General features: G+C 72.4%; 12 protein-coding genes and 3 tRNA genes. 2 read left to right on the forward strand and 13 right to left on the reverse strand.

Going from position 1 to position 14894, the window contains the following annotated elements; translation table 11 throughout:
* Nucleotides 1–6: 6 nt before the first annotated feature.
* From FSY66_RS00240 to FSY66_RS00275, 8 genes are all read right to left on the reverse strand, one after another.
* Nucleotides 7–1296, reverse strand: coding sequence for a YkvI family membrane protein (locus FSY66_RS00240; protein WP_186304325.1), 1290 nt, complete (start codon nucleotides 1294–1296; stop codon nucleotides 7–9).
* A gap of 203 nt (nucleotides 1297–1499) precedes the next feature.
* Nucleotides 1500–2762 (reverse strand): YkvI family membrane protein, encoded by a 1263-nt coding sequence (locus FSY66_RS00245; RefSeq protein ID WP_260853255.1) that lies wholly within the window; start codon nucleotides 2760–2762, stop codon nucleotides 1500–1502.
* A 182-nt stretch (nucleotides 2763–2944) separates the two neighbouring features.
* Nucleotides 2945–4240: a YkvI family membrane protein gene (locus FSY66_RS00250; protein ID WP_260853362.1), complete on the reverse strand. Its 1296-nt coding sequence runs from the start codon at nucleotides 4238–4240 to the stop codon at nucleotides 2945–2947.
* Between the two features lie 227 nt (nucleotides 4241–4467).
* Nucleotides 4468–4926, reverse strand: coding sequence for a hypothetical protein (locus FSY66_RS00255; protein WP_144790145.1), 459 nt, complete (start codon nucleotides 4924–4926; stop codon nucleotides 4468–4470).
* A gap of 57 nt (nucleotides 4927–4983) precedes the next feature.
* Nucleotides 4984–6213, reverse strand: coding sequence for a cytochrome P450 (locus tag FSY66_RS00260; protein ID WP_144790147.1), 1230 nt, complete (start codon nucleotides 6211–6213; stop codon nucleotides 4984–4986).
* Between the two features lie 185 nt (nucleotides 6214–6398).
* Nucleotides 6399–6471 (reverse strand) — tRNA-Phe (locus FSY66_RS00265).
* A 56-nt stretch (nucleotides 6472–6527) separates the two neighbouring features.
* Nucleotides 6528–6601: transfer RNA gene (locus tag FSY66_RS00270), tRNA-Asp, on the reverse strand.
* 194 nt (nucleotides 6602–6795) lie between these two features.
* Nucleotides 6796–6871 (reverse strand) — tRNA-Glu (locus tag FSY66_RS00275).
* Nucleotides 6872–7029: 158 nt separating this feature from the next.
* On the opposite strand from FSY66_RS00275, the gene FSY66_RS00280 reads away from it, so the two are divergent.
* Together FSY66_RS00280 and FSY66_RS00285 are read left to right on the forward strand one after the other, a co-directional pair.
* Nucleotides 7030–7377 carry a metallopeptidase family protein gene (locus FSY66_RS00280; RefSeq protein WP_144790759.1) on the forward strand — a complete coding sequence of 116 codons (348 nt, stop codon included), beginning with the start codon at nucleotides 7030–7032 and terminating at the stop codon, nucleotides 7375–7377.
* 93 nt (nucleotides 7378–7470) lie between these two features.
* Nucleotides 7471–8823, forward strand: a complete 1353-nt coding sequence (locus tag FSY66_RS00285; RefSeq protein WP_144790149.1) for a D-arabinono-1,4-lactone oxidase — start codon at nucleotides 7471–7473, stop codon at nucleotides 8821–8823.
* 84 nt (nucleotides 8824–8907) lie between these two features.
* Here FSY66_RS00285 and FSY66_RS00290 read toward each other — a convergent pair whose 3' ends face one another.
* The 5 genes from FSY66_RS00290 to FSY66_RS00310 form a co-directional block, all read right to left on the reverse strand.
* Entirely contained in the window at nucleotides 8908–10320 is a 1413-nt protein-coding gene (locus FSY66_RS00290; RefSeq protein ID WP_144790151.1) for an FAD-dependent oxidoreductase, read from the reverse strand.
* A gap of 94 nt (nucleotides 10321–10414) precedes the next feature.
* Complete coding sequence (locus FSY66_RS00295) at nucleotides 10415–11437, reverse strand: ABC transporter permease (RefSeq protein WP_144790153.1); 1023 nt, start codon at nucleotides 11435–11437, stop codon at nucleotides 10415–10417.
* Nucleotides 11427–12179: an ABC transporter ATP-binding protein gene (locus FSY66_RS00300; protein ID WP_144790761.1), complete on the reverse strand. Its 753-nt coding sequence runs from the start codon at nucleotides 12177–12179 to the stop codon at nucleotides 11427–11429. The genes FSY66_RS00295 and FSY66_RS00300 overlap by 11 nt, the downstream gene beginning before the upstream one ends.
* Nucleotides 12180–12220: 41 nt before the next feature.
* A complete protein-coding gene (locus FSY66_RS00305) occupies nucleotides 12221–13417 on the reverse strand; it encodes an ABC transporter substrate-binding protein (RefSeq protein WP_144790155.1) in 1197 nt (398 codons plus the stop codon).
* Nucleotides 13418–14821 carry a sulfate adenylyltransferase subunit 1 gene (locus FSY66_RS00310; protein ID WP_144790157.1) on the reverse strand — a complete coding sequence of 468 codons (1404 nt, stop codon included), beginning with the start codon at nucleotides 14819–14821 and terminating at the stop codon, nucleotides 13418–13420.
* Between the last annotated feature and the right edge of the window lie 73 nt (nucleotides 14822–14894).

The raw sequence follows: 14894 nt of genomic DNA on the forward strand, positions 1-14894 counted from the left end.
GACGGCTCAGCGCGAGCTCTCCGGGCCCTGCCCGTTCTCGCCGGGCGCCCGGTCGCCCTGCTCGCGCTGCTGCTTCCTGATGACCTCGGTGTCGATCGCCCCGGTGATCGCCCGGTCGTCGGCCACGGACTCGCCGGCATAGCGCTCCAGGCGCTTCTCGTGGCCCTGGGTGTACGTGCGGCGGGGGTCCTCGCGCAGGGTCAGCAGCGCGCGGATGCGGTCGCGGCGGCCGGTCTCCCTGACGATCTGCACGCGGCGGCGCAGGGACCAGACCACGAACAGCGCGATCATGAACATCCCGACGTAGCCGATGACCGGGTACAGGTAGGACATCAGCGTCGAGAAGCCCACGAAGCTGATCGCGTACCCCGCCACGCAGACCAGCGGGAAGACCCAGCGGTAGTGCTGCGGGCGCTCGGCGGTCAGGCGGCGCCCCAGGGCGTAGAACATGCCGATCGCCGTGTTGAAGATCATCAGGAAGATGATCACGACCATGGTCGAGGCCGCGACCGGGTGGATCGACTCGAAGGTCTTCAGCATGGGGACGTCGGAGCCGGTCACCTCGGGGATGCGCAGGTAGAGCAGCACGGCGGCCATCACCACGAGCAGCGCGCACATCAGTCCGCCGAAGAAGCCGCCCCAGCGGGCCTCGCGGGTGTTCGGGAGGTTGCCGCCGATCACCAGGCTCATGGACACGGCCAGCATCATATTCATGCAGGCGTAGTTGATGCCGGAGAGCCACCAGGGCCGCACAGGCGTCTCGTTCTGCTGGGCGACCTCGTCGAACGCGGAGGTGTCCACGGGCAGCTGGAGCATCGTGTAGACGAAGGCCGCCAGGACCGCGATCACGATCAGCGGCGTCACCAGGGAGATGATGTTCGAGACGCGGTCGACGTCGAGCTGGCCCACCGCCAGCACGAGCAGGGTCATCAGCCCCGCTCCGATCCAGGTGGGGAGGCCGAAGTGCTGGTGGAGGGTGGAGCCGGCACCGGCCAGCATGACGAACCCCATCACGAACAGGGTGAACGTCACCGACCAGTCCAGGAACCGGGAGACCACCGGGTGGGCCACGTTGCGGAAGACCTTGTAGTGGTTCTCGGCCAGGAAGTAGCTGCCCAGCTGGACGATCACCATCCCGCCGACGGCCATGACCACCCCGGAGAGCACGGCGCCCACGATGCCGATGGCCCCGAAGGAGATGAAGTACTGGATCACCTCCTGCCCCGTGGCGAATCCGGCTCCGACCACCAGCCCCACGAAGGCCAGGGCGGTCATCAGGACGGTGCGCATGCGCATGGAGGGCTCCCGGGGAGGCGGTCGATCCGGCGCCTCGACCCGCTCGGATCCTCGCGGCGGGCGCCTCTGCGAACTCCACCGAGTGTAGGCACCGGGCCGCCCTGGGCCCCGTCGCCCCGGGACGCCGGGGCGGCCGTGTCCGTGCCGGCGCCTGCCGCCCCGGCGTCCTGCGCACCTCGGCCCCTACGGCTCCGGCCTCTGCCTCAGGGGCCCGCGGGACCCCCGTCCGCGCGCTCGCCGCGGGCCCGGGCCTCCTCGACGACCTCCGTGTCGATCGCCCCGGTCACGGCCTCCCCCTCGGCCGCGGACTCCCGGGCGGCCCGGGCCAGCCGCTGCTCGTGGCCCTCGGAGAACCGGCGGGCGGGGTCGTCGCGCAGGCGCAGCAGGGCGCGCATGCGGTCGCGGCGGCCGAGCTCCTGGGCGATCAGGCGACGGCTGCGGATCCACCACACGACGAAGACGGCGATCATCAGCATCCCGATGAAGCCGATGATCGGGTAGAGGAACGACATCAGCGTCGAGAAGCCCACGAAGCTCAGCCCGTAGCCCACCAGGCAGATGACGGTGAAGACCACGCGGAAGCGCTGGGGCGCCCGCACCGTGACGCGGCGCCCCAGGGCGTAGAACATCCCGATCGCGGTGTTGAAGATCATCAGGAAGATGATCACGACCATCACGGCCGAGACCGCGGGGTGGATCGCGTCGAAGAGCATCAGCATGGGGACCTCGGCCCGGCCGACGGTCTCGATGTTCAGGTAGAGCAGGACCGCCGACATCAGCACCAGGGCGGTGTAGAGCAGCCCGCCCAGGACGCCGCCGACTCCGGCCTCGCGCATGTTCGGGGTGCTCCCCCCGATCACCAGGCACATCGAGACCGCCACGAGCAGGTTCATGCCCGTGTAGTTCATGCCGGAGAGCCACCAGGGCCGGACCGGGGACTCGGCCTCCTGCGCGACGGCGCTCAGGTGCGAGAGGTCCGAGGGCAGCGTCAGCAGCGTGTGGACGAAGGCCGCCACGATGGCCAGGACGATCAGCGGGGTGACCGCCGAGATGACGTTCGAGACCCGGTCGACGTCGAGCTGGCCCACGAGGACGACGAGCAGCGTCATCAGGCCCGCGCCGATCCAGGCCGGCAGGCCGAACTGCTGCTCCAGGGTCGAGCCGGCCCCGGCGAGCATCACGAAGCCCACCGAGAACAGGGTGAAGGTGACCGAGTAGTCCAGGAACCGCGAGACCACCGGATGCGCCACGTTGCGGAAGACCGTGGAGTGGTTCCCGGCGAGGAAGTAGCTGCCGAGCTGGATGGTCACCCCGCCCGCGATCACCACGATGATCCCCGACAGCGCGGCCCCCGCGATGCCGATCGCGCCGAAGGAGATGAAGTACTGGATGATCTCCTGGCCCGTGGCGAATCCCGCCCCGACGATCAGCCCCACGAACGCCAGGGCGATCTTCACGGTGGTCATGGGTCTCATCGCGGGCTCTCCTCGCACTCGGCTCCGGCGCACCCCGGGGCCCGGCTGCGCGCCGGTGCGCGGGGACGCGCCCTTCCGCCCATGCTACGGAGGCCGGGACGCACGGCGGCCCGCGGAGCGCGTCCGCGGGCCGCAGGGCTCAGGAGGCCGTCGAGCTCAGGAGAGCGCCGGGCTCAGGAGACCGCGGTGCTGCCCCCCGCCGAGCCGCCGGGCTTGTCCGCGGCCTCGCGCGCCTGCTCGTCCACATCGTCGAGCTCCTCGACGACCTCCGAGTCGATGGCCTGGGTGAGCCACTCGCCCTTGGCGGGGGACTCCTGGGCCGCGCGCTGGATGCGCTCGTCGTGGCCCTCGCTGAACTCCTTCTCGGGATCGTCGCGCAGGCGCAGCAGCGCGCGCAGGCGGACGCGGCGGGCTGCCTCCTCGCCGAGCTCGGCGCGGTGCGTGATCCAGAAGAAGATCATGACGACGACCATGATCATGCCGATGTAGCCGATGACCGGGTAGACGTAGGTCATCAGGGCGTCGAAGCCCACGAAGCTCACGGCGTAGCCGATCAGGCACACGATCAGGAACACCGGGCGGTACTTCGACGGGCTGCGCGAGGTGAGGCGGCGGCCCAGCGCGTAGAACATGCCGATCGCGGTGTTGAAGATCATCCCGTAGATGATGAAGACCATGATCACCGCGAAGACCGGGTGGATGGTCTCGAAGAGCTCGAGCATCGGGACAGAGGCCTCGCCGACGGACTCGATGTTGACGTAGAGGACCACGGCCGCCATGACCAGCAGGACCGTGTAGAGCAGGCCGCCCAGCAGGCCGCCGCGGGCCGCGTCCCGGGGATCGGTCGTGCTGCCGCCGATCAGCAGGCACATGGACACGCCCAGGATCAGGGCCAGGCCGTTGTAGTTCAGGGCCGAGAGCAGCCACGGGGAGACGGGCGACTCGGCCTGCTGCGCGATCGCGCCGAGCCCGGAGGCCTCCGACGGCAGGTTGAACATCGTCCACGCGAAGGCGACGACCACCGCGACGATGATGGCCGGGGTGATCATCGAGATCAGGTTCGAGACCTTGTCGACGTTCAGCATCCCGGCGAGCATCACGAGCACGGTCATGATGAGCGAGCCCAGCCAGGCGGGGAAGCCGAACTGCTGCTCGAGCGTCGAGCCTGCGCCGGCGAGCATCACGAAGCCGACGGCGAACAGCGTGATCGTCACGGAGACGTCGAGGAACTTCGAGACCACCGGGTGCGCCACGTTGCGGAAGACCGCGTTGTGGTCGCGGGCCAGGAAGTAGCTGCCCACCTGGATGATCACGGCGCCCGCCGCGGCCATGACGAGCCCGGAGATCACCGCTCCCAGCAGACCGATCGAGCCGAAGGAGATGAAGTACTGGATGACCTCCTGGCCCGTGGCGAATCCCGCTCCCACGAGCAGGCCCACGAAGGCCAGGGCGATCTTGAAGGATCTCATCAGACTCACGGTGTGCGGGCTCCTCTTCGTCGTTCGTCGTCTCGGCCGGCGCCTCGCGCAGAGCCCGCCTCGGGGGCCGACCGCCCGGCGGCAGTCGTCGGCCCCCAGGTGCTCTGGGGGCCGGGGTCCGGAGGCAGGCGCGACGGCGCCAGCGGTTCACTGTAGGTGAAACCTCCGGCATTCCCCAGCACGGCAGGTCACGGGGAGGGCCGCCGGACCGGGGCCGCTCAGGCCGAGCAGTGCCGTCCGAGCCAGGTGTCGACGGGCTGCAGGCGGGTGCGCAGCTCGTCGAGCTCCCTCGGCTCGAGCTCGTGCCCGTAGCCCTCGAGCAGCTCGGCCGCGGCGGCGAAGTCGTCCTGCACGGCGGCCGGGACGCGCTCGGCGCGGCGGCCCGCATCGGCCGCGGTCCGCGACAGGTCCAGCTCCTGCGCCTGCTCGTCCTCGGCCAGCGGAAGCAGCGTGAGGGACAGGTGCAGCTGCGCGACGTCGAAGCAGTCGTCGTCGTCCGCCGGGCGAGGGGGCTCCGCGGCCGGCGCGGACTCCTCGGAGGCAGTGGGCGCGGGCGTGATCTCGAGGCCGCCCGGAGCGGGCCGGCCGTCGCCCACGCATCCCGTCAGGGCCGCCGCGGCGACCGCGGCCAGCGCGGCCGCCGCCGGCAGGGGGCGCGGGGCAGGAGCTCGGGTCACGCCCACACACTAGCGGCCCGCCCCGTCGGGGGCGGGCCGCCGGCCTCCGGATGCCCGTCAGGCGGCGGGACGCAGCACGAAGCCGCTGCGCGGCAGGGCCGGGAACCGGTTCAGCGGGATCGACAGGTCCTGGACGGGGACCTCGTAGTCCGCCGCGGACAGCTGCCGGACCACGCGCTTGAGCAGCTCGACGGTGCTCCACTCCCCGGGGCACCGGTGGTCCTCGGAATGCCGGCCCGCGCCCTGGGCGATGAGCGTGTTCGGGCTCTCCGCCCAGGAGAAGCCCTGGAAGCGCTCCGGCTGGAAGCTCTGCGGATCCGTCCAGAGCCGCCGGTCGTGGCATGTTCCGTAGAGATCGAGGATGACCCAGTCGCCGGTGCCGAAGCGGTGGCCGCGCCACTCGAAGGGCTCCTTCACGCGGCCCGGGACGGCCGGGAAGAACGGGTAGAACCGGCGCACCTCCTGCACGAAGGGCTCCAGGCCGCTCTCGTCCCCGGCGGCGAAGGACTCGCGCCAGCGGGGGTTCTGGTCCAGGGCGAGCGCGGCGAACACGATGAAGCGCTCGACCGCGAAGGTCGGGCGCAGGATGTTGATGATCTCGACGGCCGCGACCTCCGGGGACAGGGGCTGCCCGTCGGCGTCCTCGTGGCGGGCGAAGACCTCGAGGGCCGTGCCCTCCTCCGGACGCAGGCCTCCGGCGCGCACGTCCTCGACGAGGCCCGCGGCCCACTTCTCCGTCCCGCGGCGGCGCAGCTGGGCATACCAGTTGGCCGGCCCGAGCTGCGCGACGCGGTCGATCATCAGGCCCAGCTCCGTGCTCAGCCGGCCCACGTCGACCCGGTCCATCGGGATGCCCGCCCACCGGCACGAGGTGCGCGTGAGCACCTCGCGCGCCAGGGCCTGCAGCACGACGGTGGACCCGCCGGCGCGGCGCATGGCCGCCTGCCACTCCTCGTCGAAGATCTCCCCCAGCCGGTCCATGTCGGCGCTGCCCATCAGCGACAGGAAGGCCGCCTTGCGGTGCCGGTGGGCCTCGCCGTCGAGGTCCTGGACGGAGCCCTTGTCCTGGAGCAGGTGCTGGATCGTCGGGGGCATCGCGGACTCGCGGGTGAAGCGCCGCCCGTCGTAGAAGATGCCCGCGGCCTCCTCGCCGCGGATGAAGGTCACCGGCTGCAGCGCGATGCGGCTGGTCAGGACATCGGTCCCCAGCTCGTCGCACCGCGAGGAGATGTAGGAGTAGCCCTCCCGGAGGAAGGGGATCGTGCTGTCGAACGGCCGACGTGCCATGAGCGCTCACCTTTTCTCTCTGCGTGCCCGGTGCGGCAGCCCCGGCCGAGACCGCCAGCTGACTGACGATCCGAGGATAGTGAGCAGCGCTCGCGCTCGGCCAAGCGGAGGCCGTCGGTTGCCGGAAGGGCCTCCCGGACATGCGGAAGGCCCCCCGCACGAGGTGCGAGGGGCCTTCCGGGCCGTGGCTCCGACCGGCGTCGATCCGGTGACCTTACGATTTTCAGTCGTACGCTCTACCAACTGAGCTACAGAGCCGGGCATCCGATGCCTCAGATGCCAAGACGGCCTCAGCTGAGCTGACGCCGTCCGTGCGACCCTGACGGGACTTGAACCCGCGACCTCCGCCGTGACAGGGCGGCGCGCTAACCAACTGCGCTACAGGGCCTCGTGGAGATCTTTCGGGCGGTCCCGCGGGACCTCCCTGCCGTTTTCCAACGAGGCAAGATATTAGCACCACGACGACCGCTTCGCGCAAATCGACGGCCCCGCCCTGCCCTGCGCGCCCCGCTTCCCCGGCGCGAGGCCCGTCCCGACGACGCAGCGCCCGGTCGGCGGATGCCGTCCGGGCGCTGCGGCCGCTGGTACCCCCAACGGGATTCGAACCCGTGTCGCCGCCGTGAAAGGGCGGTGTCCTAGGCCTCTAGACGATGAGGGCGCGCCGCGCGCACAGCGCGCGGCCGAGTCGCGATCCTACCAGGTCGGTCCAGCCGCCTCCGGGCCGGTGTGCCGAGACCGGACCCGCGGATCCGACCGCGGGGCCGGGATCGCTCGGCGGCGGAGCCTGTCGGCGGCGCGCGAGACAATGGCCGCGTGATGCACGTCAGCGACGCCGAGTTCGAGTCCCTGGTCGACGATGCCCTCGACGGCATCCCGGAGGAGATCTTCGCGACCCTGGACAATGTCGTCGTGCTGATCGAGGCGGAGCCCCCGGCCGGGATGCCGGAGCTGCTCGGGCTCTACGAGGGCGTGCCGATCACCCAGCGGGACGCGTCGTGGATGGGCTCGCTGCCCGATCACATCCGGATCTTCCGCGGCCCCCTGCTGCGGCTGTGCGAGGACCGGGAGCAGCTGGTCCGCGAGGTGGCCGTGACGGTGGTCCACGAGATCGCCCACCACTTCGGGATCGAGGACCAGCGCCTCCACCGGCTCGGCTGGGGCTGACCCGGCTCCGTCCCGCCGCCGCCGCGGCGAGCGGGGCAGAATGTCCCCAGGACGGCATCGCCGTCCGCACCCTCATCCTCACCAGGAGACACCATGACCCCACCGGATGGGCTCCCCTCGCAGACGGGCCCCACCACCTGGACCACCTGGGACCGCTCGCACGAGGCGGAGGACGTCCGCACCGTGCGCCCCCAGAGCATCCAGGAGGTCGCCGACGCCCTGGAGGCGGCCGCCGCCGCAGGTCTGCGCACGCGGGTCACGGGCGCGGGCCACAGCTTCAGCCGGCTGGCCGAGCCGCAGGAGCTGCGCCTGGACACCTGCGGGCTCGTGGGGCTGGACCACGTCGACACGGCCGCGCGGCGGGCCACCTTCCTGGGCGGCACCCCCCTGATCCAGGCCGCGCGCGAGCTCGACGCCTGCGGACTGGCCTTCTCCAATCTGCCCGACACCCTGCATCAGAGCATCGCCGGGGCGATCTCGACCGCGACGCACGGCACCGGCGCCGGCTTCCAGTCGCTGTCGGGGCAGGTCGCCGGCCTGACCGTGGTGCTGGCCTCCGGGGAGATCGTGGAGTGCTCGCCGACGCAGCGCCCCGAGCTCTTCCAGGCCGCGCGCACCGGGCTGGGCGTGGTCGGCGTGATCGCCGCGGTCACCGTGCAGTGCGAGGACTCCTACCGGCTGCACTCGGCCGAGTTCAACGAGTCGCTCGCGCCCCTGATCGAGAACCTGGGCGAGCGCATGGCCGGGGCCGATCACTTCGAGCTGTTCTGGGCCCCGGGCAGCGACTCCGCGCACACCCGCATCATGAGCCGCCTGCACCGTCTGCCCGCCGAGTGGTCGGCACCGGGATCGCGGGTGGCCCAGAGCGTGCGGCGCAGCGACGACGCCGTGCTGCGCCGCGCCCTGCCCGCCGCCCTGAACCGGCTGGCCGGCGCCGCCCCGCGCGCGATCCCCGGGCTGCACCGCCTCGATGCCATGTCCCTGAGCTCGCGGCGCTACACCGACCTGTCGTACAAGGTCTTCGCGTCGTCGCGCCCGGTGAAGTTCGTGCAGACCGAATGGGCCGTCCCGCTCGAGGACCTGCCCGACGCCTTCCGCGAGGTCCAGGCGGTGCTCGAGCGCCACGAGACCGACCTCGGGCTGCCGTTGACCGTGCGCTGCTCGGCGCCGGAGGAGACCTGGCTCTCGCCCGCGCACGCCCGCTACACCGGCTGGATCACGGTGCGCCAGTTCTGGCGCCGCTGGCGCCCGGAGACCTTCCGGGAGCTCGAGGCGGTCTTCCTGGCCCACGGCGGACGGCCCCACTGGGGCGGGCGGCACAGTCTGCAGGCGGATCGGCTGCGGCCCATGTACGAGCGCTGGGACGACTTCCTCTCGGTGCGCGAGCAGGCCGATCCGCACGGGCGGCTGCTCAACGAGGCGGCGCGGGGCCTGCTGGGCCTGTGATGCCCGGGGCACGAGCCCGCTCCCTCAGGGCCGATGGAGCGGGCTCGTGCGGCAGGGGCGAGCCGGCGCGGGGCCGGCCTCCGGTCAGCTCTGACGCGAGACCCGGACCATCTCCTCGCGGTCGATGACCTTGACGCGCTCGCGGGGGTTGCCCTCGGCGTCATGGGACGACGCGCCCAGGGCCTGCTCGTGCTCGTCGAGCTGCAGCCAGCCGTCCCAGGTCGTGTACTCGATGCCCTTGGCCTCGAGCGTCTCGATGATCGCCTCGGGCTCGGGGCGCTGCGCCGACAGCGACCCGCGGTCCTCGAGCAGGTGCGTGATCGTCTCGAGGGCGTCCGACTTGGTCGCCCCGATCAGACCCACGGGCCCGCGCTTGATCCACCCGGACGCGTAGACCCCGGACTGGACATTGCCCTCGGGATCCCGCACGCGGCCCTCGGAGTTGAGGATGACGCCGCGGTGCAGGTCGAACGGGATCTCCGGCAGGGGGGAGCCCAGGTAGCCGATCGCGTAGTAGACCGCGCCCATGGGGTGGTCGACGAATTCGCTGATCGGGGACACGGAGCCGTCCTCGTTGAGGCGGGTGCGCTCGGTGCGCAGCGCGACGACCCTGCCGTCCTCCCCCAGGATCTCCTCCGGGCGCTGGAAGAAGTGCAGGTGCAGCCGGCGCGAGGCCGTCCTGGGCGCGTCGTCGTCCATCCACTTGCGCAGGGTCTTGAGCATGACCTTGACCTGGTTGGAGTCGCCGGCGGCCTCGTCGGCGACGTCCTCCGGGGAGAAGTCCTCGTCGTGGACGACCACATCGACATCGGGCACCTTGCCGAGCTCGCGCAGCTCGAGCGGGGTGAACTTCATCTGCGCCGGGCCGCGGCGGCCGAAGACGTGGACGTCCGTGACGGGATTCGCCTTGAGCCCCTGGTAGACGTTGCCGGGGATCTCGGTGGTGAGCATGTCGTCGGCGTGCTTGGCCAGCACGCGAGCCACGTCCAGGGCCACGTTGCCGTTGCCGATGACGGCGACCTGCTCGGCGTCCAGGGGCCACTCGCGCGGGTAGTCGGGGTGGCCGTCGTACCAGGCGACGAAGTCGGCGGCCCCGTGGACGCCCTCCAGGTCCTTGCCCGGGACCTCGAGCGGGGCGTCCTTGACGGCGCCGGTCGAGAACACGACGGCGTCGTAGAGATCCTGCAGATCGCCCAGGCTCAGATCGCGGCCGTACTCGACGTTGCCGAAGAAGCGCACCGCTCCCCCGCCCAGGATCTGGCGCAGGGCGGTGATGATGCCCTTGATGCGGGGGTGATCGGGGGCCACGCCGTAGCGGATCAGCCCGAAGGGCGTCGGGTAGCGGTCGAAGAGGTCGACCGAGACCTCGATCTCGCCGCTCTTCACGGCCTCCGACTTGCTGAGCATGTCCGCGGTGTAGATGCCCGCAGGACCGGCGCCGATGATCGCCACGCGCAGCGGGCGGGCGGTGCCCGGGGCCTGCGTCTGTTCCGTCATGGTCTCTCTCCTCCTCGGCCCCTTCGCGGGCCGTGCTGGGACGTGTCTGCGGCAGCCTCGGTCGAGGCGAGCCGATGATGCGCTGGGCTGCGGGTCAGGTCCGCAGCAGCCCGCGGCCGCGCAGCAGCCGTTTCTCGAGCGGGTTGAACAGCAGCAGCTCGATCACGATGCCCACCGCCAGGATGCTCAGCACCGCGGTCAGCACGACGGCCATGTCCGATACGGTGCGCCCCTGCGCCAGCAGGGAGCCCATGCCGAAGCCGATGGACCCGCCGATCGCGATGAGCTCCGCGCCCATCAGGGACCGCCACGAGAAGGCCCAGCCCTGCTTGAGCCCGGCGACGTAGCCGGGCATCGCCGCGGGCAGCACGACCTTCAGCGCCAGGGTGGAGCCCGTCGCGCCCATGATCCTGCCCGCCTTGAGCAGCTGCGGCGGGATCTGGTCCACGCCGGCGAGCATGCCGTTGACGATCGACGGGATCGCGCCCATGAGCACCACGAAGTACACCGTGGCGTCCGAGAGCCCGAACCATACGATCGCCGCCGGCACCCAGGCCACCGAGGGCAGCACCTGCATGCCCGAGATCAGCGGCCCGACGGCATGGCGCAGACCCTGCCACGAGGCGATCAGCAGCGCCAGCGGGGTGGCCACCGCGACCGCGATCAGGAACCCGCTGACCCCGCGCCACAGCGAGGTCGCCAGGGCCCCCGGCAGCGTGCCGTCGGCCGTGGCGGCCCCCACCTGCCGGGCCACGTCGAGCGGGCCGGGCATGATGTCCGGGCGCGGGTCGATCAGCGCGACGAGCAGCTGCCACACCAGCACGGCGGCCACCAGGGCCGCCAGCGGAGGGGCCACCCGCTCGCGGAAGACGTCGCCGGCGGTGCGGCGCCGCGGGCCGTCGCTCTGCAGGGCGTCGAGGCCCGCCAGGGCGCTGTCCGAGGACGGATCGGCGGGGCCGGCGACCTCGGGGTCGGCCTGATCCGCGGTGCGGGCCCCCGCGGAGCCCGGCGCGGCGGCGGGCACGGCGGCGCCGGCGGGTCCGGTCTGCGCGGCCGCCGTCGAGGACGCCCAGGGAGCCTCGGCGGACGGGCCGGTGGTGACGCGATCAGCGGGCATGGCGGCCGATCTCCTCCCTGAGCCGTCGGGTGATGGTGCGGGTCAGCTCGGCCCGCGTCTCCTCGGCGGTCTGGCCGCCGGCCTCGAATCCGTGGGCCTCGGGGTGCTTCCAGGGCCCGGTGTCCCACTGCTCCACGATCCGCCCGGGCCGCGACGACAGCAGCAGGACGCGCTGCCCCAGACGGACGGCCTCGGAGACGTTGTGGGTGATGAACACGATCGTGCGCCCCGTGACCTCCCAGATGCGCAGCAGCTCGTCCTGCAGCAGATCGCGCGTGATGGCGTCGAGGGCCGAGAACGGCTCGTCCATGAGCAGGACCTCGCGCTCCTGGGCCAGGCCCCGGGCCAGGCCCACGCGCTGGCGCATGCCGCCGGAGAGCTCGTGGGGGCGCTTGTCGGCGACCTGCGGCAGCCGCACGAGCTCGAGCAGCTCCTCGGCCCGGTCCCGCCGCCGTGCCCGCGGGACCCCGGCCAGCTCGAGGGCCAGCTCGACGTTGCGCCCGGCCGTCAGCCACGGGAACAGGGACGCGTCCTGGAACATGAACGCCGTGCCCTCGGCGGGGGCCGTGACGCTGCCGGACGAGGGCTGCTCGAGCCCCGCGATGATGTTCAGCAGCGTCGTCTTGCCGGAGCCGGAGGCACCGAGCAGGCTCACGAACTCCCCGCGGCGCACGTCGAGGTCCAGATCGGCGAGCACGGGGGCGTCGCCGAAGGACTTGGCCAGCCCACGGATGCGGATCACGCTCTGCTCGCCCGGGCGCGCGCCGCCCGTGTGCGCCCGGCTCACGGCTGCCCCTCCACGGGCTCCATGCCGCGCTGCTCGCGCACGCGGTTCAGCGGCTCGACGTCCACGAGGCCCTCGAGGGAGGCGTCCTGGGTGACCCCGGCGGACACGCCGTTGCCCAGGAGCGTGTCGTAGGTGCCGGCCATCGGGTCGGCGGTCCACTCCATCTGCTCGAGCGAGCTGATCAGCGTCTGCTCCGGCAGCTCCTGGCCCTGGGCCTCGACCATGGCCTCGTTGAGCAGGGCCGCGGCATCCTCCGGCGGCATCTGCTCGAGATGGGCGACCGAGTCCTCGAGGCCGCCGAGCAGCCGCTCGACGGTCTCGGGGTGCTGCTCGAGGAAGTCGGTGCGCACGGCCAGCACGGTCGTGGGGTAGCGGCCCTCGGGCCACAGATCGCCCTCGTCGACGAGCACGCGCCCGCCCTCCTCGCTCATCAGCGTGACCCACGGCTGCGGGCCCCAGAAGCCGTCGATCTGGCCCTGCCGGAAGGTCTGCAGCGCCTGTCCCGAGGGCATGGGCGTGATCGACACGGAGTCCGGGGAGCCGGTGTCGACCTCGTAGCCGCGCTCCTCGAGCCACACGCGCAGCGCGACGTCCTGGGTGCCGCCCAGCGCCGGGGTCGCGAACGTGCGCCCGGCCAGGTCGTCCTCGCCCGCGACGTCGTCGGAGACGATGAACCGGGCGCCTCCGGAGGTCGCCCCGCCGATGATCGTGATCGACTCGCCGCCGGACTGCACGTAGGAGTTGATCGCGGGGTTCGGGCCCATGAACGCGGCGTCGACCTCGCCGGAGTTCATCGCCTCGATGGTCGTGGGACCGGTCGAGAAGACCTGCGTGCTCAGCTCGGTGCCCCCCAGGGCGTCGTCGAAGACGCCGTCGTGGACCCCGGCCAGGGCCGGGCCGTGGGTGAGGTTGGCGAAGTACCCCAGGGTCAGCTCATCGGCCTCCGAGGTCCGGATCCGCTGCTGCTCGAGGGCGTCGAGGGTGCCGTTCGCGCGCAGCGCGGTGGCCGCCGTGGTCAGCACGAGCAGCAGCGCCAGGCCGGCGAGCACGAGCGGCCAGCCGCCGGCGCGCCGCCTGCGCCGTCGGCCGTCGCCGGGGTCGCCGGGCGTGCGGGTGACGGTCTCGAGCTCGCCCGGGCCGGCGGCCCGCCCTGCGCCCTGCTCACCCGGTGCGTCCCGCTTCCGGGCGGACACTCAGCTCTCCCCGACCAGGCCCGCGGCCAGGGTGCCGCCCGACTGCTCGTCGATCAGCAGGAACGCCCCGGTGCGGCGCAGCTCGGAGTAGTCGTCCAGCGGCAGCGCCGAGGGGGTCCGCAGCGTGACCCTGCCGATGTCGTTGAGCTCGAGGGACTGCGCCGGCTCGAGCCGCATGGACTCCAGGTCCAGGGCGCCCGCGATCTCGCCGACCATGGCCTTGACCGTGGCGCTGCCGTGCTTGATCAGCACGCGGGCGCGCGGTCGCAGCGGGGCGTCGCCGAGCCACGCCAGGCGGGCCGAGAACTCCTTGACGGGCTCCGGCGGGGCCGGGTGCGCGGCGGCGATGAGCTCGCCGCGGGCGACGTCGATGTCATCGGCCAGGCGCAGGGTCACCGAGCGGGGGGCGGCGGCCTCCGCGAGCTGCTCGCCCGGCAGCGGGCCCGCCTTCTGCGCGGCGGTGCCGGCGACGTCGATCCCCACCACGGTGGTCCTGCGGCCCGAGGGCTGCACGACGACCTCGTCCCCCACGGCCACGGTGCCCGAGGCGATCTGCCCGGCGTAGCCGCGGTAGTCGCGGGTGGCCTCGGGGTCCACGCCCTGGGCGACCCCGCCCTGGGGGCGGATCACGCACTGCACCGGGAGGCGGAACGGGCGGGCCTCGCCCCGGCCGGACTCGTCGACCGTGGGCAGCTCCTCCAGGATGCGCAGCAGCGGGCGCCCGTCGTAGTCGCCCGTCGCGTACCAGGCGGTGCGCTCGGAGGGCTCCACGACGTTGTCGCCCTCGAGGGCGCTGACGGGGACGACCTTGAGGTTCTCGACGAGCTCGGCGGAGCCCAGGCGCCCGGCGACCTCCGTGATGTCGGCGCGGATCTCGTCGAAGCGCTCCTGGGACCAGTCCACGAGGTCGATCTTGTTGACCGCGACCACGACGTGCGGGACGCGCAGCAGCGCGCTCACGGCCAGGTGGCGCCGGGTCTGCTCGAGCACGCCGTGGCGGGCGTCGACGAGCAGCACGACGGCGTCGGCGGTCGAGGCGCCGGTGACCGTGTTCTTGGTGTACTGCACGTGCCCGGGGCAGTCGGCGAGCACGAACGAGCGGCGGTCGGTCGCGAAGTAGCGGTAGGCGACGTCGATCGTGATGCCCTGCTCGCGCTCGGCGCGCAGGCCGTCGGTCAGCAGCGCCAGATCGAGCCTGCCCTCGCCGCCGCCGAAGCCCCGCTCGGCCGAGGTGCGGGCCACGGCCTCGAGCTGATCGGCCAGGATCGCCTTGGCGTCGTGCAGGAGCCGGCCCACCAGGGTGGACTTGCCGTCGTCGACGGAGCCGGCGGTCGCGAAGCGGAACAGCGATCCGGGGTCGATGGTCGAGGTCACGGCGGGGGCAGGGGCGGAGGTCTCGGTCACGGGCACCTTCTGACGTTCGTGGATGCGCTCAGCGCGGCGGTCGGGGGCGGCTGGGACGGGCGGGGGCTGCGCC

Source organism: Kocuria palustris, assembly GCF_007666205.1.
Classification (GTDB): domain Bacteria; phylum Actinomycetota; class Actinomycetes; order Actinomycetales; family Micrococcaceae; genus Kocuria; species Kocuria palustris_A.

Excerpts from the sequence above, each read along its gene's own strand:
- FSY66_RS00240 (WP_186304325.1), bottom strand. The coding sequence starts at position 1,296 with ATGCGCATGCGCACCGTCCTGATGACCGCCCTGGCCTTCGTGGGGCTG.
- FSY66_RS00245 (WP_260853255.1), bottom strand. The coding sequence starts at position 2,762 with ATGACCACCGTGAAGATCGCCCTGGCGTTCGTGGGGCTGATCGTCGGG.
- FSY66_RS00250 (WP_260853362.1), bottom strand. The coding sequence starts at position 4,240 with ATGAGATCCTTCAAGATCGCCCTGGCCTTCGTGGGCCTGCTCGTGGGA.
- FSY66_RS00260 (WP_144790147.1), bottom strand. The coding sequence starts at position 6,213 with ATGGCACGTCGGCCGTTCGACAGCACGATCCCCTTCCTCCGGGAGGGC.
- FSY66_RS00280 (WP_144790759.1), top strand. The coding sequence starts at position 7,030 with ATGCACGTCAGCGACGCCGAGTTCGAGTCCCTGGTCGACGATGCCCTC.
- FSY66_RS00285 (WP_144790149.1), top strand. The coding sequence starts at position 7,471 with ATGACCCCACCGGATGGGCTCCCCTCGCAGACGGGCCCCACCACCTGG.
- FSY66_RS00290 (WP_144790151.1), bottom strand. The coding sequence starts at position 10,320 with ATGACGGAACAGACGCAGGCCCCGGGCACCGCCCGCCCGCTGCGCGTG.
- FSY66_RS00295 (WP_144790153.1), bottom strand. The coding sequence starts at position 11,437 with ATGCCCGCTGATCGCGTCACCACCGGCCCGTCCGCCGAGGCTCCCTGG.